Consider the following 21,163-nt stretch of genomic DNA (forward strand, 5'->3'; position numbering starts at 1 on the left):
TCAGCGACGCCCGGTGATCAGCTGTTCGACTTGCGCCAGGCGCTCCTGCGTGCCGACGTCCACCCAGAGCCCGCTGTAATGCTCACCCGTCACCTGACCGGCTGCCATGGCCTGGCGTAACAGTGGCGCCAGTTTGAAGGCGCCGGCGGTACAACCGTCGAACAAACGGGGATCGATGATCGCGATGCCACTGTAGGTCAGGGTGGCCTCCCCCTCCACGGCGTCGCTTACCCGGCCCTTCTGCAGGCAAAAATCACCTTTGCCGTGGTGCCCCGGGTTGTCGACCAGCACCAGGTGGGCAAGCCCCTCGGGCTTGTGTGGCAAGCGGGTGAAGTCGTAGTCGGTCCAGACGTCACCATTGACCAACACAAAGGGCTCGCTGCCGAGCAACGGCAAGGCCTTGAAAATGCCGCCACCGGTTTCCAGTGGCTCACCTTCGCCGGAATAGCTGATGTTCAGCCCCCATCCAGCACCATTACCCAAGTGTGCTTCGATCTGCTCGCCCAGCCAGGCGTGGTTGATGACCACTTCCTTGAAACCTGCCGCCACCAGGGCCCGCAGGTGGTACTCGATCAACGGTACGCCGGCCACCGGTAACAGCGGCTTGGGCGTGTGGAGGGTGAGCGGACGCATCCGCTCGCCTTTACCCGCCGCCAGGATCATCGCCTTCATGGACGCGCTCCAGCACTGGCCTGCAGGCTTTCGATCAGTTCATCCAGCTCGGCCAGCTCCGGACGACGGGCGATCACTTCATCTATATAGGCAAAGAAACGCGGCACGTCGGTCAGGTAGCGAGGCTTGCCATCGCGGTGGCAGATGCGGGCGAAGATGCCGATGACCTTGAGGTGACGCTGTACGCCCATCAGGTCGCTGGCGCGCCAGAAATCCTCGAAGTCGGGCTGGACCGGAACCCCCTTGGCCTGCGCACGCTGCCAATAGTCCTTCAACCAACCTTCTACCCGGGCTTGCGGCCAGCTCAGGAAGGCATCCTTGAACAAACAGGTGATGTCGTAGGTGACCGGCCCATAGACCGCATCCTGAAAGTCCAGCACGCCAGGGTTGGGCTGGCTCTGCATCAGGTTGCGAGGCATATAGTCGCGGTGCACCAGCACCTTGGGCTGGGCCAGGGCGCTGTCGATCAGCAGGGTGCTGATGCGCTGCCAGGCAGCCAGTTGCGTGTCGGTGAAGCCCAGCCCCAGTTCGCGGCCCACATACCACTCGGGGAACAGCTCGAGTTCGCGGCGCAGCAATGCCACGTCGTAGCTGGGCAGGGGTGCCTCCATGGGCAGTTGCTGGAAGGCCAGCAACGCCTCGATGGCATCATCGAACAGACCATCGGCATTTTCACCGTCGATCACGTCCAGGTAAGTCTGTGTTCCCAGATCGCTGAGCAACAGAAAGCCACGCTCCAGGTCCTGGGCATGAATCACCGGTACATTGACTTGCGCGCTGGCCAGCAGATGGGCGATATCGACGAAAGGCCGGCAGTTTTCCTGCGGCGGCGGTGCATCCATGACCACAAAGCTGCGGCCTTCGGCCTGCCAGCGAAAATAACGGCGGAAGCTTGCGTCACTGCTGGCGGCCGTAAGGCTACCTGTCGGAACAGCGCCCCAGCCCTGTTGTTGGAACAGATTTGCCAGTTGTTCGGCAAGCCAGGCTTCAAGTTGTTGCAGGCGTACATCGTGATCGGGCATTACAAGGGTCTCCGACGGCCCTAGCCGTCAAGCGGGTCATGCTTTATTATCCAGCATCTTTTTCAGACCATCGAGAGGCGTGCGGCCCCACACGCGGGCAGATGGCACGCAGGAAGCCCGGACTAATAAGATGGCATTGAAATCCCCCGCGTTTCGTAAAAAATTCCCGTTGCTGGTCACCGGCGGTCTGCTGGCACTGCAACCTCTGACCACCTCATTCGTGGTCGCCGCAGAGCAATTCGACTGCCAAGTGTCCGCTGCCGGAGGCTGGGACTGCAAGCCCAAGACCAACGCTGCCGCCCTGCCTCCTCGCCCGGTACATGCTGGTGCGGCTGTCAGCTCGACTGGCGAAACGTCCGAAACATCTGGCGAAGCCGTCGAAGACGCCGGCAAAGGCCCCATGCTCGTCACCGAGAGCAAAGGCCGTGGCCTGAAAACCCGCAGCACCGACTACAGCCACCTGGACTGGGTCCCTCGCGATCAGCTCACCCCCGCCCAGCTCGCCGAAACCGGGCCATACTGCGCGGGCGCCTACATCGAGCCAACCCGTCCCGGCATGACTGACACCACGCCGAAGGACGAAGCACCGACCTTCATCGGCGCCAAGGTTTCGCGCTACCAGCAAGAGCAGCAGATCGCCACCCTTGCCGGTGACGTGGTCATGCGTCAGGGCAGCATGCAGGTAGAGGCTGACGAGGCCAACCTGTACCAGGCCGAGAACCGCGGTGAGCTCAGCGGCAACGTCAAGATCCGCGACAACGGTTCGCTGGTCGTGGGCGATCACGCCGACATCCAGCTCGACACTGGCGAGGCCAAGGTCGACAACGCCGAATACGTGATGCACAAGTCGCGCATCCGCGGCAACGCGCTGTACGCCAAGCGGGCCGAGAACGCCATCATCCGCCTCAAGGATGGCACCTACACCACCTGTGAGCCGAACAGCAACGCCTGGCAGCTCAAGGGCAACAACATCACCCTGAACCCGGCCACCGGCTTCGGTACCGCGACCAACGTCACCCTGCGGGTCAAGGATTTCCCGGTGTTCTACACACCGTACATCTACTTCCCGATCGACGACCGTCGCCAGTCCGGCTTCCTGCCGCCGTCGTTCAGCACCAGCAGCGATACCGGCTTCACGCTGGTAACCCCGTACTACTTCAACCTGGCGCCCAACTACGACGCCACCTTGTATCCACGCTACATGGCCAAGCGCGGCCTGTTGATGGAAGGCGAGTTCCGCTACCTGACCGAGTCCAGCGAAGGGCAGTTCGGCGGTGCGTACCTGAATGACAAGGAAGACGAGCGCAAGCTGCAGTCCGACTACGAAGAAAAACGCTGGATGGTCAACTGGCAGCACAAGGGCGGTCTGGATTCGCGCCTGATGACTGAGGTCGACTACACCGATATCAGCGATCCATACTATTTCCAGGACTTGGAATCGGATCAGATCGGCGTTGAAAGCCGTGACTACATCAATCAACAAGGCGCGCTGACCTATCGTGGTGACAGCTATACTGCCCGGCTGAACGTGCACGCTTACAAGCTCGCAACGATTTCCCAAATCACCCCGTATGACCAATTGCCACAGGTCACTTTCAATGGGAAATTGCCATACAGCCCAGGTGGTCTGGATTTCTCCTACAACACCGAATTTGTCCGATTTGACCGGGACCTGCGTACCGGTGATTTCGTCGACCAGGACGGCGTAAGCTCGCCCTGGCTTGACCAAAACGTTAGCGGCTTAGCTCGCTCCACTGGCGACCGTACCAATCTGGCGCCTGAAGTGAGCCTGCCACTAGAGTGGACATATGGTTTCCTCAAACCATCGATCAAATACGTTTATACCAACTACAACCTGGACTTGGACCAGAAGGGCAAAGACACACTCCTTGCGGACGAAACCTTCAATAGCTCGCAAAACCGCAACGTTCCAATATTCAGTGTGGACAGCGGCTTGTATTTTGACCGGAACACCCAGTGGTTCGGTAAAAACTATCGGCAGACGCTGGAGCCTCGTCTTTACTACTTGAACGTGCCTTATGAAGACCAGACGGACATCCCGGTCTTTGACACCGGAGAAAGCACCTTCAGCTATTCGTCGCTGTTTCGCGACAATCGCTTCTCCGGCTCAGACCGCATCGGCGACGAAAACAAGCTGTCGCTGGGCATAACCAACCGCTGGATCGAAGAAAACGGCTTCCAGCGACAACGCTTGAGCGTAGGTCAAGCCCTGTACTTCCGGGATCGAAAGGTCCAGTTGCCAAGCATCGACTATCGCACCCGAGACGACGCCAAGTCTGACGTCTCCCCTTATGCGCTGGAATACGAGTATCGCTTCAACCGCGACTGGCGCCTCAATTCCGACTTCAACTGGGATCCGGACAGCCGCAGCACTCGCTCGGGCAGCGCGATGTTCCACTATCAGCCTGAAGACAACGTGAACAAAGTGGTCAACCTCGGCTATCGCTATCGCAACGACATGGTTCGCTACGACAACACCACCGGTAAATGGTCCGTTGGCGGTGGTGACTATGGCAGCCCTGGTGATCCGAATTACGTCAAGGACTACTACAAAATCCAGCAGCATGACTTCTCAGTCATGTGGCCGATCGTTCCGCAGTGGACCGCGATTGCCCGCTGGCAGCACGACTACAACCGCAATCGCACCCTGGAAGCCTTCGGTGGCTTCGAGTACGACAACTGCTGCTGGAAGCTGCGCCTGATCAACCGCTACTGGGTTGATTACGACGAATTCAGCCAGGATGCACCGCAAAACGAAAAAGGCGACCACGGCGTCTTCCTGCAGATTGTGCTGAAAGGCCTCGGCGGCGTAGTGGGCAACAAGGTCGAGTCTTTCCTCGACCAGGGCATTCAAGGTTATCGTACACGTGAAGACCAAGCTTACTGATTGTCTGCGCCCGCTGTTGCTGGGCGCTGTATTGCTGAGCGGCGCGGCGCATGCCGCCGTTCAGCCCCTGGATAGCGTCGTGGCCATTGTCGATAACGACGTGGTCATGAAAAGCCAGCTCGACCAGCGCGTACACGAGGTCGAGCAAACCATCGCCAAGCGCGGTGGCGCTGCGCCACCTCCCGGCGTGCTGGACCAGCAGGTGCTCGAGCGCCTGATCGTCGAAAACCTGCAACTGCAGATCGGCGAACGCTCCGGCATCCGCATCACCGACGAAGAGCTCAACCAGGCGATCGGTACCATTGCCCAGCGCAACGGCATGAGCCTGGAGCAGTTCCGTGCGGCCCTGGCCCGCGACGGCCTGTCCTTTGATGATGCACGCGAGCAGGTTCGTCGCGAGATGATCATCAGCCGCGTGCGTCAGCGCCGGGTGGCCGAGCGCATCCAGGTATCGGAGCAGGAAGTGAAGAACTTCCTCGCCTCGGACCTGGGCAAAATGCAGCTGTCCGAAGAGTTCCGCCTGGCCAACATCCTCATCCCGACCCCGGAACGCGCCGACTCGGCCGCGATCCAGGCCGCCGCCAAACAGGCGGGCGAGGTGTACCAGCAACTCAAGCAAGGCGCCGATTTCGCTCAACTGGCCATTGCCCGTTCAGCCAGCGAGACGGCCCTGGAAGGTGGCGAAATGGGCTGGCGTAAAGCAGCACAGCTGCCACCACCGTTCGATCGCCTGCTCAGCACCATGTCGGTGGGTGACGTCACCGAGCCAATCCGCACCCCGGGTGGCTTCATCATTCTCAAGTTGCAAGAGAAGCGCGGCGGCCAGACCATGGTGCGTGACGAAGTCCACGTGCGCCACATCCTGATCAAGCCAAGCGAAATCCGCAGTGAAGCAGCGACCAAGCAACTGGCCGAGAGACTCTATGACCGGATCAAGTCCGGTGAAGATTTCGGCGAGCTGGCCAAGAGCTTCTCGGAAGATCCGGGCTCTGCCCTCAATGGCGGCGACCTCAACTGGGTCGACCCGAACGCACTGGTGCCCGAGTTCCGCGAGCAAATGGCCAATGCACCGCAAGGTGAAGTGACCAAGCCATTCCAGACCCAATACGGCTGGCACGTCCTGGAAGTCCTCGGCCGTCGCGCTACCGACAGCACCGAACAGGCTCGTGAGCAGCAAGCAATGAACGTACTGCGCAACCGTAAGTACGACGAAGAGCTGCAGACCTGGCTGCGCCAGATCCGCGATGAAGCCTACGTCGAAATCAAGCTTCCTGGCGCCAATCAGGCCTCCCAGTGAAACCTCAACGCTTCGCCATCACACCCGGCGAACCAGCCGGCATAGGTCCCGACCTGTGCCTGCTGCTCGCCGCGCAAGCCCAGCCTCACCCCCTGATTGCCATCACCAGCCGTGACCTGCTTGCCGAGCGGGCCACGCAACTGGGTGTGGCCGTCACGTTGCTGCCGGTGAGCCCTGATGCCTTTCCAGACTTGCCAGCCCCCGCAGGGAGCTTGTATGTCTGGGACACACCGCTGCAGAACCCGGTGGTCGCCGGCCAGCTCGACAAGGCCAACGCCGCATTCGTGCTGCAGACCCTGACCCGCGCCGGCCAAGGATGCCTGGATGGGCACTTTGCCGGAATGATTACTGCCCCCGTGCACAAAGGGGTGATCAACGAGAGCGGTATCGCCTTTTCCGGTCATACCGAATTCCTGGCCGATCTGACCAGCACTGCGCAAGTCGTCATGATGCTGGCCACCCGAGGCCTGCGCGTAGCCCTGGTGACCACTCACCTGCCCCTGCGCGATGTGGCCGATGCCATTACCCCGGAGCGCCTGGAGCGCGTCACGCGCATCCTGCATGCCGACCTGCAACAGAAATTCGGCATCGCCAGCCCGCGCATCCTGGTCTGCGGCCTCAACCCGCACGCAGGTGAAGGTGGCCACCTGGGCCATGAAGAAATCGACACCATCGAACCCACATTGGCACGCCTGCGTAGCGAAGGCATGGACCTTCGCGGCCCGTTGCCTGCCGATACCCTGTTTACCCCCAAATATCTGGAGCACTGCGATGCAGTGCTGGCGATGTACCACGACCAGGGCCTGCCCGTACTCAAGTACAAGGGCTTTGGCGCTGCAGTGAACGTGACCCTGGGCCTGCCGATCATCCGCACCTCGGTCGATCATGGAACCGCCCTGGACCTGGCCGGCAGCGGCCGGATCGACACCGGCAGCCTGCAGGTCGCGCTGGAAACCGCCTACCAGATGGCCGAGACCCGACTATGAGTGAGCAATACCAACACCGGGCGCGCAAGCGCTTCGGCCAGAACTTCCTGCACGACGCCGGCGTCATCGACCGTATCCTGCGCTCGATCCACGCCAAGCCTACCGACCGCATGCTGGAAATCGGCCCAGGCCAGGGCGCCCTGACCGAAGGGCTGCTGGGCAGCGGCGCACAGCTTGACGTAGTCGAGCTGGACAAGGACCTGGTACCGATCCTGAACCAGCAGTTCGCCGGTCGTGACAACTTCCGCCTGCATCAGGGCGATGCCCTGAAATTCGATTTCACCAGCCTCGGTGCTGCACCCAACAGCCTGCGCGTGGTCGGCAACCTGCCCTACAACATCTCCACCCCGCTGATCTTCCACCTGCTCAGCAATGCCGAGCTGATCCGCGACATGCATTTCATGCTGCAAAAGGAAGTGGTCGAGCGTCTGGCTGCAGGTCCCGGCGGTGGTGACTGGGGCCGCCTATCGATCATGGTCCAGTACCACTGCCGGGTAGAGCACCTGTTCAATGTCGGCCCAGGCGCGTTCAACCCGCCACCGAAGGTTGATTCGGCCATCGTACGCTTGACGCCCCACGAAACCCTGCCCCACCCAGCCAAGGATCATCGCCTGCTGGAGCGCATTGTCCGCGAAGCCTTCAACCAGCGCCGCAAGACCTTGCGCAATACACTCAAGGCGCTGCTCGGCAGCGACGCTATCGAGGCCGCTGGCGTCGATGGCAGCCTGCGCCCTGAACAGCTGGACCTGGCGGCCTTTGTTCGCCTGGCCGACAAGCTGGCCGAACAACAAGCCAGCCACTAAAGCCGTACTCGGCCAGTCATGCTGCATGACTGGCCGGCAACCCCGCCAATGGCCTAGACTGGTGCAATTGCCGTATCCGCGTCTGCTTTCAAGGCCCCTTGCATGTCTGATCCTCGCTACCAGATCGACGTCAGCGTCGTGACCCGCTTTCTCAAAGAACAATCCGACCCCGAAAACGACCGTTTTGCCTTTGCCTACACCATTACCGTAGAGAACAACGGCACAGTGCCCGCCAAGCTGATGTCCCGCCACTGGCTGATCACCAACGGCGACGGCCAGGTCGAAGAAGTCCGCGGTGCCGGTGTGATCGGCCAGCAACCGCTGATCGAGCCTGGCAAGAGCCATACCTACAGCAGCGGCGCTGTCATCAGCACCAAGGTCGGCACCATGCAGGGCACCTATCAGATGCTCACCGAAGACGGTAAGCACTTCGATGCCATCATTGCCCCCTTTCGCCTGGCGGTTCCAGGAGCCCTGCACTGATGGCTGTGTACGCAGTCGGCGACCTGCAAGGTTGCCTGCAACCTCTCAAGTGCCTGCTCGAACGCGTCAACTTCAACCCGGCCGTAGATCGCCTGTGGCTGGTGGGCGACCTGGTCAACCGCGGCCCGGAATCGCTGGAAACCCTGCGCTTCCTTTATTCCATCCGCGAATCGCTGACTTGCGTGCTGGGCAACCATGACCTGCACCTGCTGGCGGCATGGCACAACATCGAGCGCCTGAAAAAGCACGACACCCTGCGCGAGATTCTCGAGGCACCCGACGCGGGCGACCTGCTCGACTGGCTCCGTCGACAAAAGCTTTTGCATTACGACGAGCAACGGAGTGTCGCGCTGGTGCATGCCGGCATTCCTCCCCAGTGGACATTGGGCAAAGCCCTCGAGCTTGCCGGCGAAGTCGAAGAAGTATTGCGCGACGACAATCGCCTCAAGCTCTACCTAGATGGCATGTACGGCAATGAGCCGAACAAATGGAGCAAAGACCTCAGCGGCGTGACCCGCCTACGAGTGATCACCAATTACTTCACACGCATGCGCTTTTGCACCAGCGAAGGCAAGCTCGACCTCAAGGGCAAGGAAGGCGCCGATACCGCACCGCCAGGCTACAAGCCCTGGTTCGCCCACAAGGGACGCCGCTCACGCCACGTGAAGATCATCTTCGGCCACTGGGCAGCACTCGAAGGTCGCTGCAAGGAACCCGGGGTCATCGCCCTGGATACCGGTTGCGTCTGGGGCGGGGCCATGACCCTGTACAACGTCGACAGCGGCGAATTCCACCGCTGCGACTGCACCGACGAAGGCAAGCCTCGCCCACAGCCAGCGCCGGCACAACAGGCTAGAATGAACGACCAGTCCTGAAGGAACCCCACCCATGAGCGAATTCAAACGCATCCCTCCCGAGCAGGCCCAGGCCCTGCGCGAGCAAGGTGCGGTCGTGGTCGATATTCGCGACCCGCAAACCTACGCCGCCTTGCACATCGCTGGCTCCAGACACCTGGACAACCACTCGGTCGCCGACTTCATTCGTGGCGCAGACCTCGACGCCCCGACCGTCGTAGTCTGCTACCACGGCAACTCCAGCCAGAGTGCCGCTGCCTACCTGGTGAGCCAAGGCTTTTCCGACGTCTACAGTCTGGATGGTGGCTTCGAGCTGTGGCGTGGCACCTACCCCTCGGAAACCGCTCAAGGCGCTGCCGAATAATTTTTTTCATTTCCTGCAGCCCGCGTCCTGCGCGGGCTCGCGCCTGACCTGACGAACGGTCGCCACCAACAATTCATCCAACCGCCCTTGACCTCCCCGAGAACGAACTATCCTTAAGCCCAGGCCATCCAAAAAGGGGAGAGCCGGTACACCGGCGTGCGGGTCATCGGTAGCGAATTTACAGGTGTTCTGGGGGGTATACAGCAATCGGTAATCCCGATTGCATGCCAGCATCAGCTGACTGATCCGGCGTCGGCTCCACGTATCGAGCGAGGTGACGTCATGAGTATTTTTAGCCACTTCCAACAACGTTTCGAGTCCACCCGTCAGGAAGAACTTTCGCTGCAGGAGTACCTTGAGCTCTGCAAGAGTGATCGCAGCGCTTATGCCTCGGCGGCCGAACGCCTGTTGATGGCTATCGGCGAGCCAGAGCTGGTCGACACCTCAAACAACTCCAGGCTGTCGCGGATCTTCTCCAACAAGGTGATCCGCCGCTACCCGGCATTCGAAGACTTCCACGGCATGGAGGAATGCATCGACCAGATCGTTTCTTACTTCCGCCATGCCGCACAAGGGCTGGAGGAGAAGAAACAGATTCTCTATCTCCTGGGTCCGGTGGGTGGCGGCAAGTCCTCCCTGGCCGAAAAACTCAAGCAACTCATGGAGAAAGTGCCCTTCTATGCCATCAAGGGCTCGCCGGTCTTCGAATCGCCATTGGGGCTGTTCAATGCCGCCGAGGACGGCGCCATTCTCGAAGAAGACTTCGGCATCCCGCGTCGCTACCTCAACACCATCATGTCGCCTTGGGCGACCAAACGCCTGGCCGAGTTCGGGGGCGATATCAGCCAGTTCAAGGTGGTCAAGCTTTACCCGTCGATCCTCAACCAGATCGCCGTGGCCAAGACCGAACCAGGTGACGAGAACAACCAGGATATCTCGGCCTTGGTCGGTAAAGTCGATATCCGCAAGCTCGAGGAATACCCACAGAACGACGCCGACGCCTACAGTTACTCGGGCGCGCTGTGCCGGGCCAACCAGGGCCTGATGGAATTCGTCGAGATGTTCAAGGCTCCCATCAAGGTCCTGCACCCCCTGCTGACCGCCACCCAGGAAGGCAACTACAACAGTACCGAAGGCCTCGGTGCCATCCCCTATTCCGGGATCTTGCTGGCTCACTCCAACGAGTCGGAATGGCACAGCTTCCGCAACAACAAGAACAACGAGGCGTTCATCGACCGTATCTACATCGTCAAGGTGCCTTACTGCCTGCGAGTCAGCGACGAGATCAAGATTTACGACAAACTGTTGTTCAACAGCTCGCTGGCCAAGGCCCATTGCGCACCTGACACCCTGAAGATGCTCGCCCAGTTCACCGTGCTGTCACGGTTGAAAGAACCTGAAAACTCGAACATCTACTCGAAGATGCGCGTCTATGACGGTGAGAACCTCAAGGACACCGATCCAAAGGCCAAGTCGATCCAGGAGTACCGCGACGCGGCCGGTGTCGATGAAGGGATGAACGGCCTTTCGACCCGCTTCGCGTTCAAGATCCTGTCCAAGGTGTTCAACTTCGACCCACACGAAATTGCTGCCAACCCGGTACACCTGCTTTATGTGCTGGAGCAACAGATCGAACAGGAACAGTTCCCGGCAGAGGTGCGTGAGCGCTACCTGCGTTACCTCAAGGAGTATCTGGCACCGCGCTACATCGAGTTCATCGGCAAGGAAATCCAGACGGCCTACCTGGAGTCCTACAGCGAATACGGCCAGAACATCTTCGACCGTTACGTGCTGTACGCCGACTTCTGGATCCAGGACCAGGAATACCGCGATCCGGAAACCGGGGAAATCCTCAACCGTATCGCCCTCAACGAGGAACTGGAGAAAATCGAGAAACCGGCAGGCATCAGCAATCCGAAGGATTTCCGCAACGAGATCGTCAACTTCGTCTTGCGCGCCCGGGCCAACAACAATGGCAAGAACCCGACCTGGCTGAGCTACGAAAAGCTGCGGGTGGTGATCGAGAAGAAAATGTTCTCCAACACCGAAGACCTGCTGCCAGTCATCAGCTTCAACGCCAAGGCCAGCAAAGAAGATCAACAGAAACACAACGACTTCGTCACTCGGATGGTGGAACGCGGTTACACAGACAAACAAGTTCGGCTGCTCTCGGAATGGTACCTGCGCGTCAGAAAATCGCAGTGACCGAGCTGTAAGTGGCAAGCCGCAAGCGCTATCCCAGGTACCCGCTGTCTACCTGGCAGGGCTTGCGGCTTGAAGCTTGAGTCTTCAGCTCCCGGAGGGGCCTATGAGCTATGTGATCGACCGACGCCTGAACGGCAAGAACAAGAGCACGGTCAACCGCCAGCGCTTTTTGCGGCGTTACCGTGACCACATCAAGAAAGCCGTCGAGGAGGCCGTAAGTCGCCGTTCCATTACCGATATGGAACATGGCGAGCAGATCAGCATACCCGGTCGCGATATCGACGAGCCGGTGCTGCACCACGGCCGAGGCGGCAAGCAGACAGTCGTGCACCCGGGCAACAAGGAATTTACCGCCGGCGAACATATCGCCCGGCCACAAGGCGGTGGCGGAGGGGGTGGCCGCGGCAAGGCGGGGAACTCTGGCGAAGGCATGGACGAGTTCGTCTTCCAGATCACCCAGGAAGAGTTTCTCGAGTTCATGTTCGAAGACCTCGAACTGCCCAACCTGGTCAAGCGTCACCTGGCCGGTACCGATACCTTCAAGACCGTGCGCGCGGGTATCAGCAACGAAGGCAACCCGTCACGCATCAATATCATCCGCACCTTGCGTTCGGCCCATGCCCGACGAATCGCCCTGTCCGGCAGCAGTCGCGCCAAGTTGCGCGAAGCCCAGGAAGAACTGGCGCGCCTGAAGCGCGAAGAACCAGACAACTTCGGCGATATTCAGGAAATAGAAGCAGAAATCGAACGTTTGAGCGCACGGATCCACCGGGTGCCATTCCTCGATACCTTCGATCTCAAGTACAACCTGCTGATCAAGCAACCCAACCCCAGCTCCAAAGCGGTGATGTTCTGCCTGATGGACGTGTCTGGCTCCATGACGCAGGCAACCAAGGACATCGCCAAGCGCTTCTTCATCCTGTTGTACCTGTTCCTCAAGCGTAACTACGACAAGATCGAAGTGGTGTTCATCCGTCACCACACCAGCGCCCGCGAAGTCGACGAAGAGGAGTTTTTCTACTCCCGGGAAACCGGCGGCACCATCGTTTCCAGTGCCCTGAAGCTGATGCAGGAAATCATGGCAGAACGCTATCCCGCCAATGAATGGAACATCTACGCCGCGCAAGCCTCGGACGGCGACAACTGGAACGACGACTCGCCGATTTGCCGCGAGATCCTTACCAAGCAAATCATGCCGTTCGTCCAGTACTACACTTACGTGGAGATCACTCCCCGCGAACATCAGGCATTGTGGTTCGAATACGAACGCATCGGCGAAGCCTTTGCCGATACGTTCGCCCAGCAGCAGCTGGTGTCGGCCGGCGATATCTATCCGGTCTTCCGTGAACTCTTCCAGCGCAGGTTAGTGACATGACCGCTAGAGAGCAGAAGCGCCAACCCATTTCCACCGGGTCCGAATGGACATTCGAACTGATCCAGGCCTATGACCGGGAAATCAGCCGCCTGGCCGAGCGCTATGCCCTGGACACCTACCCCAACCAGATCGAGGTGATCACGGCCGAACAGATGATGGACGCCTATGCATCCGTCGGCATGCCGTTGGGCTACCACCACTGGTCCTACGGCAAGCACTTCCTCAGTACCGAGAAGTCCTACAGCCGCGGCCAGATGGGCCTCGCCTATGAAATCGTGATCAACTCCGATCCCTGCATCGCCTACCTGATGGAAGAAAACACCATCTGCATGCAGGCCCTGGTAGTCGCCCACGCCTGCTATGGGCACAACAGCTTCTTCAAGGGCAATTACCTGTTCCGCACCTGGACCGATGCCAGCTCGATCATCGACTACCTGGTATTCGCCAAGCAGTACATCACCCAGTGCGAGGAGCGCCATGGCATCGACGCGGTCGAAGACCTGCTCGACTCCTGCCATGCCCTGATGAACTACGGCGTGGACCGCTACAAGCGGCCCTATCCGATTTCCGCCGAAGAGGAACGACGCCGGCAGAAGGAGCGTGAAGAACACCTGCAAAAGCAGATCAACGACCTCTGGCGCACCATCCCCAAGGGTGCCGACAAGAACAGCGAGCGCGACAATGCCCGCTTCCCGGCCGAACCCCAGGAAAACATCCTCTACTTCATCGAAAAACACGCACCGTTGCTCGAACCCTGGCAGCGGGAAATCGTGCGGATCGTGCGTAAGATCGCCCAGTACTTCTATCCGCAACGCCAGACCCAGGTGATGAACGAAGGCTGGGCCACGTTCTGGCACTACACCTTGATGAATGACCTGTACGACGAAGGCCTGGTGACCGACGGCTTCATGATGGAGTTTTTGCAGTCGCACACCAGCGTGGTGTTCCAACCCGGCTTCGACAGCCCCTACTACAGCGGTATAAACCCCTATGCCCTGGGCTTTGCCATGTACCGCGACATCCGCCGCATGTGCGAGCACCCCACCGAGGAGGACCGCCGCTGGTTCCCCGATATCGCCGGCAGCGACTGGCTGTCGACCATCAAGTTCGCCATGAGCAGCTTCAAGGACGAAAGCTTCATCCTGCAGTACCTGTCACCCACCGTGATCCGCGACCTGAAGCTGTTCAGCATTCTCGATGACGACCAGCGCGAAGATCTGCTGGTACCAGCCATCCATGACGAAAGCGGTTATCGGATCATCCGTGAAACCCTGGCTGCCCAATACAACCTGGGGAACCGCGAGCCCAACGTGCAGATCTGGAGTATCGACCGACGCGGCGACCGCTCCCTGACCCTGCGCCACCAGCAACACGACCGCAAACCGCTGGGCGACTCCACCGAGGAAGTGCTCAAGCACCTGCACCGTCTCTGGGGCTTCGATATCCATCTGGAAACCCTCCAGGGCGACCAGGTGATGAAAACCCACCACGTTCCGCCCAAGGGCGAGCACAGCGAAGCTGAATACGGCCGCCTGGACCTGGCGGTCGTGCACCTCTAGTCCCCCTGCCCTCCGTTGCTGCCAGACAGGTTATCCTGTGGCATCAACGGAGGTTTTTCATGCAGATCTATAAAGTCGGGGGCGCCGTACGCGATCGCCTGCTCGGCCGCCCGGTCAGTGATATCGACTGGGTCGTGGTCGGTGCCACGGCCGAACAAATGCAGGCGCTGGGCTACAGGCCCGTAGGGTCCGATTTTCCGGTGTTCCTTCACCCCAGAAGCGGTGAGGAATATGCTCTGGCGCGTACCGAGCGCAAGAGCGGGCGCGGCTATGGTGGTTTCACGTTCCATGCAAGCCCCGAGGTCACCCTGGAAGAAGACCTGATCCGCCGCGACCTGACCATCAACGCCATGGCCGAAGATGAGCACGGCAACGTAAGCGACCCGTACAACGGCCTCAAAGATCTTGAATCCCGCATTTTGCGCCACGTATCCCCGGCGTTCGCAGAAGATCCGCTACGCGTGCTACGCGTTGCCCGCTTTGCCGCGCGCTATGCCGGCCTGGGCTTCAGCGTCGCCCCGGAAACCATCGAACTGATGCGCGAGCTCAGCGAGTCAGGCGAGCTCCAGGCTCTCACCGCTGAACGCAGCTGGAAAGAAATTGCCCGCGCACTGATGGAAGATCACCCCCAGGTGTTCATCCAGGTACTGCGCGAGTGTGGCGCCCTCAAGGAACTGCTACCGGAAGTCGATGCGCTGTTCGGTGTACCGCAACCTGCAGCCCACCATCCGGAAATCGACAGCGGCCTGCATACCCTCTCAGCCCTTCAACAAGCCGCCCAGCATCAACAGCCACTGACTGTGCGCTGGGCGTGCCTGCTGCATGATCTGGGCAAAGGCACCACGCCCGAAGCCGAATGGCCACGGCATATTGCCCATGAGCATCGCGGCTTGAAGCTGATCGAAGCCGTGAACCTGCGCTTCAAGGCGCCGCGTGATTGCCAGGAACTGGCGATGCTGGTGGGCGAGTTCCACACTCACTGCCACCGAGCACTGGAACTCAAGGCCTCGACACTGCTTGAACTGCTACAGCGCTTCGATGTGTACCGTCGACCTCAACGCTTCGAAGAATTTATTTGCGCTTGCGAGATGGACGCACGCGGTCGCAAGGGGCTGGAGCAACGAGAATATCCACAGGCCGAATACCTGCGCGGCGCAGCGGCAGCAGCGCGGGCCGTACAGGTGCAACCGCTGGTTCAACAAGGACTGACCGGGCAAGCACTGGGAGAGGCGCTCAAGGGCGAGCGGCTGAAGGCGCTGAAAACCTACAAAGGGTAAAAACATCGCGGGGCAAGCCCGCCCCTACAGGAGCGGGCTTGCCCCGCGGCCGCTCAAACATTGGTCAACTGCTGTCCACGCCACTCGAACGAAACCGGTGCCAGCACCTGATCAATCCGGGCCTCGGCCCACAGCTGGGACATGGTCTTCCCCACTCCCGAGTGCACCAATTGCGGCGCAATCAGCGACAACGGCCATAGCACAAAGGCATTCTTGAGGATCTCGGCCCGGGGCAAGACCAACCCGTCAAAGCTGCCACACAGATCGTTGTACATCAGTACATCGATATCCAGCGGCAGGCCTTTGCGTTCTGGCGCATAACGACCATTGTCCGCCTCGATGAACTTGAGCCTCCGGTCCAGCTCCATCAGCGGCAGGTCGGTCAGCCCGGTGACCACCAGATTGAAGAAAGGACCACTTTTGATGCCTACCGCCTGGCTCTCGAACACCGCCGAACAACGCATGTCGTGGAGAAACCCGACCAGTGCATCAAGGCCCGCACACAAATGCCGCTCCCGCTCGACATTACTGCCAAGGCCAAGGCAAACCCTGTTCAGAGACATCCGCGCTCGATCTCCACGCCCACGCCAGTGGCCGCCGACACGGCGCCGGGCTTGGTCAGCTTCAGCTGAAGCCAGGGAATCTGGAATTCGCTCATCAGTACCGCGGCCAAACGCTCGGCAAAGGTTTCCACCAACTGGAACTGAGCCTCTTCGGCAAACGCCTGGATACGCGCAGACACACTGGCGTAATCCAGCGCCAGAGTCAGGTCGTCACCCGCCGCAGCCGGGCGGTTGTCCCAGGCAAAACGCAGGTCCAGACGCAGGCACTGGCGAATACCGCGCTCCCAGTCATAGGCACCGATAACGGTATCGACTTCCAGGCCTTCGATGAACACTCTGTCCAAGCACTTCTCTCCACTGCACGACAAGGGCGACTGGCGCCGTTAGAATCAGGGCGTCCTCGCCCGGAATAGTTAGCATGTTTTGGTTACTGGCACTGCTCGCCTACCTGCTCGGCTCGCTGTCCTTTGCCATCGTCCTGAGCCGCCTCAATGGCAGCCCGGACCCACGCATGAGCGGTTCAGGCAATGCCGGTGCAACCAACATGCTGCGCTTGGCCGGCCGCAAGCTCGCGGTCCTGACCTTGCTTGGCGACCTGCTCAAGGGCCTTCTGCCCGTGTTGGTCGCCAGTGTTGCCGGGCTCGACCTGCAACAACAAGCCTGGATCGGCTTGTGCGCAGTGGTCGGCCACCTGTTCCCGATCTACTTCTGCTTTCGCGGCGGCAAAGGTGTCGCCACCGCCGCCGGCATGCTGCTGGGGCTTTACCCGCCAGCGGCACTGCTGGCCATCAGCGCCTGGCTGCTGACCTTCTACCTGACCCGCACCAGCTCTTTGGCGGCGCTGATCGCCACACCGCTGACCCTACCATTGCTGGCCTGGCGCGAGCCCGAGGCACTGCTGCCGATCAGCGTACTGACCGTGCTGATCGTCTGGCGTCATCGCGGCAATCTACGCGACCTCTTTGCCGGTCGCGAACGACATTTCTGAACCCACTGCATGAGCCACGCTCATCACAGCGGCGACAACTGCTCCATCGGCCAGCGCGCCTGCACGCTGATAGCCAGGCTCTCCTGCTGCCCCGCCGCCAGGCGCTGACACCCGGCATAGGCAATCATTGCGCCATTGTCGGTGCAAAACTGCGGCCGCGCGTAGTAGACATTGCCCTTGAGGCCCGCGAGCATTTCTTCCAGCGAAGCCCGCAGTGCCTTGTTGGCACTGACGCCACCGGCGATCACCAAGCGCTTGAGGCCGGTTTGCTTCAGGGCGCGCTTGCACTTGATGGTCAAAGTTTCTACCACCGCCTGCTGGAAGGCCAGCGACACGTCGCAACGGGTTTGCTCGCCGTCGTCTCCAGCTTTCTGGCACTGCTGCCAGGTGTTCAGGGCGAAGGTTTTCAGACCGCTGAAGCTGAAATCCAGGCCAGGACGGTCGGTCATCGGCCGAGGGAAAATAAAACGCCCCGGCACGCCCTGAGTCGCCAGGCGGGAGATTTCAGGCCCCCCCGGGTAGTTGAGCCCCATCAGCTTGGCGGTCTTGTCGAACGCTTCGCCCGCCGCATCATCAAGGGATTCGCCCAGCAGCTCGTAGCGACCAATACCGTCGACCCGTACCAACTGGGTATGACCGCCGGAGACCAGCAAGGCGACGAACGGGAACTCCGGAGGCTGCTCTTCGAGCATCGGCGCCAGCAGGTGGCCCTCCATGTGGTGCACCCCCAACGCCGGAATGCCCCAGGCGAAGGCCAACGCCTGGGCGCAGGAAGCGCCCACCAGCAGCGCCCCGACCAGCCCTGGGCCTGCGGTATAGGCAATGGCGTCGATCTCGGTAGCCACGCAGTCCGCCTCGGCCAGGACCTGGCGGATCAACGGCAGCATGCGCTTGACGTGATCGCGGGAGGCGAGCTCTGGCACCACGCCGCCATAGACGCGGTGCAGGTCGATTTGACTGAACAATGCATCGGCCAGAAGACCGCGCTCACTGTCGTATAATGCGACGCCGGTTTCGTCGCAGGATGTTTCCAATCCCAGTACTAGCATGGGTCTGCGCCTTGTGGAGGCTGAATTCGAAGCCGCGCATGATAGTCCCCACTCAGGGTGCCGACCAGCGGTTTTCGATCAGAGGCTTTGCATTCCGGCTGGCTAAGGGTTAACATCCGCAACCCTTAAAAACCGACGTTCTCCAGTGCACAGTTTTGCCACGAGTTCGTTGACCCCCGGTAATGAATGAAGGTAGCTCTGGATGCCAGCCGTCAAAGTTAAAGAGAATGAACCCTTCGACGTAGCTCTGCGTCGTTTCAAGCGCTCCTGCGAAAAAGCCGGTGTTCTGGCTGAAGTTCGTAGCCGCGAATTTTACGAGAAGCCGACTTCTGAGCGTAAGCGCAAAGCAGCAGCCGCTGTTAAACGTCACGCCAAGAAAGTTCAGCGCGAACAGCGCCGCGCCGTTCGCCTGTACTAATACAGACGTCCGACGCAAGCTTCTGCCTCGCCCGGCCCAAAGCCGGGCTGCCGGCAGTCGATGCTTGATCCTCAGACCCTTGGGTCCGAGGCGTCCCGTTGTTCTACAGCGCGGACAACCTGCCTGAATCGTCAGAACTGGCCTCAAACGCCAGCTGTGCGCGTCATTACTGACGAGCCTTCACCGGCTACCGACGAGCACGTCTTTCCGAATTTTGTGTTACGCCATTCGACATCGCTCGAACGCGCAGCCGTTCCTGCAGCATTAGCGATTACACTTGTTTATCGCCTGATGATGAGAGTGCCATGGCCGGGCTGATTCCCCAAAGTTTCATCGACGACCTGCTCAACCGTACCGACATCGTCGATGTGGTGAGTTCGCGCGTGCAACTGAAAAAGGCCGGCAAGAACCTCACCGCCTGCTGCCCGTTCCATAAAGAAAAAACCCCGTCCTTCAGTGTCAGCCCCGACAAGCAGTTCTATTACTGCTTCGGATGCGGCGCGGGCGGCAACGCCCTTGGCTTCATCATGGACCACGACAACCTGGACTTCCCCCAGGCGGTCGAGGAACTGGCCAAGGCCGCCGGGATGGAGATCCCGCGCGAAGAAGGCGGGCGCGGGCAAAAGCCACGCCAGCCCACGGACTCTCCGCTCTATCCGTTGCTGGAAGCCGCTGCCGAGTATTATCGCCAGGCACTGAAAAGCCATCCGACACGCCGTTCTGCCGTGGAATATCTCAAGGGCCGCGGGTTATCTGGCGAAATCGCTCGTGATTTTGGCCTGGGCTACGCACCTCCGGGCTGGGATAACCTGTTCAAACACTTGAGCAGCGACACCTTGCAACAAAAGGCCATGATCGATGCCGGCCTGCTGATCGAGAACGCCGAAAGCGGCAAACGCTACGATCGCTTTCGCGACCGGGTGATGTTCCCGATCCGCGACAGCCGCGGTCGTGTCATTGCCTTTGGCGGCCGGGTGCTGGGTGACGACAAGCCCAAGTACCTGAACTCCCCGGAAACCCCGGTTTTCCACAAGGGCCAGGAGCTGTACGGGCTGTATGAAGCCCGCAAGTTCAACCGCAACCTCGATGAAATCATCGTGGTCGAAGGCTACATGGATGTCATTGCGCTGGCCCAGCAAGGCCTGCGCAATGCAGTAGCAACCCTGGGTACGGCCACCAGCGAAGAGCACCTCAAACGCCTGTTTCGCGTGGTGCCCAGCGTACTGTTCTGCTTCGATGGCGACCAGGCAGGCCGCAATGCCGCCTGGCGCGCGCTGGAGTCCACGCTCTCGAGCCTGCAGGACGGTCGCAAGGCTCGCTTCCTGTTCCTGCCCGAAGGCGAGGACCCGGACACCCTGATCCGAACGGAAGGTACCGACGCCTTCCGCGCCCGGATCAACCAGCATGCCCAGCCCCTGGCCGACTACTTTTTTCAGCAGCTGACCGAAGAAGCCGACCCGCGATCGCTCGAAGGCAAGGCACACATGGCCACCCTCGCAGCACCGTTGATCGAAAAAGTACCCGGCGCCAACTTGCGCGCCCTGATGCGCAATCGCCTCAAGGAAATAACCGGCCTCGACAATCAGCAGGTCGAGCAACTGAGCCATAGCGCCCCCGTCGAAGCACCGCCAAGCTACGACCCAGGCATTGATTACGACGCCATTCCCGACTACACGCCGGACTATGGTGATTTTCACCAGCCCGACCACGCTCCACCGCAACAACAGTGGACGCCGAACAAGGGCGGGAAGAAGAAATGGGAAGGCAAGCCCTGGGACAAGAAGGGCAAGCCGTGGGATCGCAACGGCCAGCGCCAGGACGCGCCACCCCGGATACCCACTTCGGTGGAGCCCCCGACCTTGAGCGCTTTGCGCACCCTGCTGCACCATCCGCAACTGGCTAAAAAGGTCGAGGATGCCGGTCACTTTGCAGCCGAGGAACACGTCTACGCCCAGCTGCTGGTCGCTCTGCTCGAGGCCTTGCAAAAGAATCCTGAGCTACGCTCACTACAGCTGATCGCCCGCTGGCATGGCACCGAACAGGGTCGCTTGTTACGAGCCTTGGCAGAAAAGGAATGGCTCATCGACGCCGACAACCTTGAACAACAGTTTTTCGACACCATTACTAGCTTGTCCGCTCGTCAACGCGAGCGAAGCCTGGAACATCTGCTCAGGAAAGCACGTCAAAGTGAATTGAGCGCAGAGGAAAAAAATCAGCTGCGCGACCTGCTAAGCCGGAATGTTCCCGCACAAACCCCGACCTCAACTGGCGCGTGAGGTCCTAGCTCGGGTATAATCCTCGGCTTGTTTTTTGCCCGCCAAGACCTTCAGTGGATAGGGT

At 60.3% G+C, this 21,163-nt stretch carries 19 protein-coding genes; 14 read left to right on the plus strand and 5 right to left on the minus strand.

Annotated features, from left to right (window positions below; all coding sequences use genetic code 11):
- A complete protein-coding gene (gene murU, locus NPS58_RS17185) occupies positions 1-672 on the minus strand; it encodes an N-acetylmuramate alpha-1-phosphate uridylyltransferase MurU (protein ID WP_274116568.1) in 672 nt (223 codons plus the stop codon).
- Entirely contained in the window at positions 669-1,694 is a 1,026-nt protein-coding gene (locus tag NPS58_RS17190) for an aminoglycoside phosphotransferase family protein (protein WP_274116569.1), read from the minus strand. The genes murU and NPS58_RS17190 overlap by 4 nt, the downstream gene beginning before the upstream one ends.
- Positions 1,695-1,824: 130 nt before the next feature.
- Here NPS58_RS17190 and NPS58_RS17195 point away from each other — a divergent pair, with 130 nt between their 5' ends.
- The 11 genes from NPS58_RS17195 to NPS58_RS17245 all read left to right on the plus strand — a co-directional run bounded on the left by NPS58_RS17195 (position 1,825) and on the right by NPS58_RS17245 (position 15,805).
- Complete coding sequence (locus tag NPS58_RS17195; RefSeq protein ID WP_274116570.1) at positions 1,825-4,602, plus strand: LPS-assembly protein LptD; 2,778 nt, start codon at positions 1,825-1,827, stop codon at positions 4,600-4,602.
- Positions 4,583-5,899 carry a peptidylprolyl isomerase gene (locus tag NPS58_RS17200; protein ID WP_274116571.1) on the plus strand — a complete coding sequence of 439 codons (1,317 nt, stop codon included), beginning with the start codon at positions 4,583-4,585 and terminating at the stop codon, positions 5,897-5,899. Before NPS58_RS17195 ends, NPS58_RS17200 begins: the two co-directional genes overlap by 20 nt.
- Positions 5,896-6,885, plus strand: coding sequence for a 4-hydroxythreonine-4-phosphate dehydrogenase PdxA (gene pdxA, locus NPS58_RS17205; protein WP_274116572.1), 990 nt, complete (start codon positions 5,896-5,898; stop codon positions 6,883-6,885). The genes NPS58_RS17200 and pdxA overlap by 4 nt, the downstream gene beginning before the upstream one ends.
- Positions 6,882-7,688, plus strand: a complete 807-nt coding sequence (gene rsmA, locus NPS58_RS17210) for a 16S rRNA (adenine(1518)-N(6)/adenine(1519)-N(6))-dimethyltransferase RsmA (RefSeq protein ID WP_274116573.1) — start codon at positions 6,882-6,884, stop codon at positions 7,686-7,688. The genes pdxA and rsmA overlap by 4 nt, the downstream gene beginning before the upstream one ends.
- A gap of 102 nt (positions 7,689-7,790) precedes the next feature.
- A complete protein-coding gene (gene apaG, locus NPS58_RS17215; protein WP_274116574.1) occupies positions 7,791-8,171 on the plus strand; it encodes a Co2+/Mg2+ efflux protein ApaG in 381 nt (126 codons plus the stop codon).
- Positions 8,171-9,046: a symmetrical bis(5'-nucleosyl)-tetraphosphatase gene (locus NPS58_RS17220; protein ID WP_274116575.1), complete on the plus strand. Its 876-nt coding sequence runs from the start codon at positions 8,171-8,173 to the stop codon at positions 9,044-9,046. Before apaG ends, NPS58_RS17220 begins: the two co-directional genes overlap by 1 nt.
- Positions 9,047-9,059: 13 nt before the next feature.
- Entirely contained in the window at positions 9,060-9,389 is a 330-nt protein-coding gene (gene glpE / locus NPS58_RS17225; RefSeq protein ID WP_274116576.1) for a thiosulfate sulfurtransferase GlpE, read from the plus strand.
- Positions 9,390-9,671: 282 nt separating this feature from the next.
- Positions 9,672-11,594, plus strand: a complete 1,923-nt coding sequence (locus tag NPS58_RS17230; protein WP_010221441.1) for a PrkA family serine protein kinase — start codon at positions 9,672-9,674, stop codon at positions 11,592-11,594.
- Between the two features lie 103 nt (positions 11,595-11,697).
- Positions 11,698-12,969 (plus strand): YeaH/YhbH family protein, encoded by a 1,272-nt coding sequence (locus NPS58_RS17235; protein ID WP_274116577.1) that lies wholly within the window; start codon positions 11,698-11,700, stop codon positions 12,967-12,969.
- Complete coding sequence (locus NPS58_RS17240) at positions 12,966-14,528, plus strand: SpoVR family protein (protein ID WP_274116578.1); 1,563 nt, start codon at positions 12,966-12,968, stop codon at positions 14,526-14,528. The genes NPS58_RS17235 and NPS58_RS17240 overlap by 4 nt, the downstream gene beginning before the upstream one ends.
- Positions 14,529-14,587: 59 nt before the next feature.
- On the plus strand, positions 14,588-15,805 hold the full coding sequence (locus NPS58_RS17245; protein WP_274116579.1) for a multifunctional CCA addition/repair protein: 1,218 nt from the start codon (positions 14,588-14,590) through the stop codon (positions 15,803-15,805).
- A 53-nt stretch (positions 15,806-15,858) separates the two neighbouring features.
- Here NPS58_RS17245 and folK read toward each other — a convergent pair whose 3' ends face one another.
- Complete coding sequence (folK, locus tag NPS58_RS17250; RefSeq protein WP_274116580.1) at positions 15,859-16,368, minus strand: 2-amino-4-hydroxy-6-hydroxymethyldihydropteridine diphosphokinase; 510 nt, start codon at positions 16,366-16,368, stop codon at positions 15,859-15,861.
- Complete coding sequence (gene folB, locus NPS58_RS17255) at positions 16,359-16,712, minus strand: dihydroneopterin aldolase (RefSeq protein WP_274116581.1); 354 nt, start codon at positions 16,710-16,712, stop codon at positions 16,359-16,361. The genes folK and folB overlap by 10 nt, the downstream gene beginning before the upstream one ends.
- A 74-nt stretch (positions 16,713-16,786) precedes the next feature.
- On the opposite strand from folB, the gene plsY reads away from it, so the two are divergent.
- A complete protein-coding gene (plsY, locus tag NPS58_RS17260; protein WP_274116582.1) occupies positions 16,787-17,356 on the plus strand; it encodes a glycerol-3-phosphate 1-O-acyltransferase PlsY in 570 nt (189 codons plus the stop codon).
- Between the two features lie 23 nt (positions 17,357-17,379).
- Here plsY and tsaD read toward each other — a convergent pair whose 3' ends face one another.
- On the minus strand, positions 17,380-18,405 hold the full coding sequence (gene tsaD / locus NPS58_RS17265; protein ID WP_274116583.1) for a tRNA (adenosine(37)-N6)-threonylcarbamoyltransferase complex transferase subunit TsaD: 1,026 nt from the start codon (positions 18,403-18,405) through the stop codon (positions 17,380-17,382).
- 202 nt (positions 18,406-18,607) lie between these two features.
- On the opposite strand from tsaD, the gene rpsU reads away from it, so the two are divergent.
- Complete coding sequence (rpsU, locus tag NPS58_RS17270; RefSeq protein WP_002551877.1) at positions 18,608-18,823, plus strand: 30S ribosomal protein S21; 216 nt, start codon at positions 18,608-18,610, stop codon at positions 18,821-18,823.
- Between the two features lie 305 nt (positions 18,824-19,128).
- Positions 19,129-21,099: a DNA primase gene (gene dnaG, locus NPS58_RS17275; RefSeq protein WP_274116584.1), complete on the plus strand. Its 1,971-nt coding sequence runs from the start codon at positions 19,129-19,131 to the stop codon at positions 21,097-21,099.
- Positions 21,100-21,163: the final 64 nt, after the last annotated feature.

This window comes from Pseudomonas putida (genome assembly GCF_028682455.1).
GTDB lineage: Bacteria > Pseudomonadota > Gammaproteobacteria > Pseudomonadales > Pseudomonadaceae > Aquipseudomonas > Aquipseudomonas putida_AA.

Excerpts from the sequence above, each read along its gene's own strand:
- tsaD (WP_274116583.1), bottom strand. The coding sequence starts at position 18,405 with ATGCTAGTACTGGGATTGGAAACATCCTGCGACGAAACCGGCGTCGCA.
- apaG (WP_274116574.1), top strand. The coding sequence starts at position 7,791 with ATGTCTGATCCTCGCTACCAGATCGACGTCAGCGTCGTGACCCGCTTT.
- NPS58_RS17235 (WP_274116577.1), top strand. The coding sequence starts at position 11,698 with ATGAGCTATGTGATCGACCGACGCCTGAACGGCAAGAACAAGAGCACG.
- NPS58_RS17230 (WP_010221441.1), top strand. The coding sequence starts at position 9,672 with ATGAGTATTTTTAGCCACTTCCAACAACGTTTCGAGTCCACCCGTCAG.
- dnaG (WP_274116584.1), top strand. The coding sequence starts at position 19,129 with ATGGCCGGGCTGATTCCCCAAAGTTTCATCGACGACCTGCTCAACCGT.
- NPS58_RS17195 (WP_274116570.1), top strand. The coding sequence starts at position 1,825 with ATGGCATTGAAATCCCCCGCGTTTCGTAAAAAATTCCCGTTGCTGGTC.
- NPS58_RS17190 (WP_274116569.1), bottom strand. The coding sequence starts at position 1,694 with ATGCCCGATCACGATGTACGCCTGCAACAACTTGAAGCCTGGCTTGCC.
- murU (WP_274116568.1), bottom strand. The coding sequence starts at position 672 with ATGAAGGCGATGATCCTGGCGGCGGGTAAAGGCGAGCGGATGCGTCCG.
- rsmA (WP_274116573.1), top strand. The coding sequence starts at position 6,882 with ATGAGTGAGCAATACCAACACCGGGCGCGCAAGCGCTTCGGCCAGAAC.
- plsY (WP_274116582.1), top strand. The coding sequence starts at position 16,787 with ATGTTTTGGTTACTGGCACTGCTCGCCTACCTGCTCGGCTCGCTGTCC.
- NPS58_RS17240 (WP_274116578.1), top strand. The coding sequence starts at position 12,966 with ATGACCGCTAGAGAGCAGAAGCGCCAACCCATTTCCACCGGGTCCGAA.
- folK (WP_274116580.1), bottom strand. The coding sequence starts at position 16,368 with ATGTCTCTGAACAGGGTTTGCCTTGGCCTTGGCAGTAATGTCGAGCGG.
- NPS58_RS17220 (WP_274116575.1), top strand. The coding sequence starts at position 8,171 with ATGGCTGTGTACGCAGTCGGCGACCTGCAAGGTTGCCTGCAACCTCTC.
- rpsU (WP_002551877.1), top strand. The coding sequence starts at position 18,608 with ATGCCAGCCGTCAAAGTTAAAGAGAATGAACCCTTCGACGTAGCTCTG.
- glpE (WP_274116576.1), top strand. The coding sequence starts at position 9,060 with ATGAGCGAATTCAAACGCATCCCTCCCGAGCAGGCCCAGGCCCTGCGC.
- NPS58_RS17245 (WP_274116579.1), top strand. The coding sequence starts at position 14,588 with ATGCAGATCTATAAAGTCGGGGGCGCCGTACGCGATCGCCTGCTCGGC.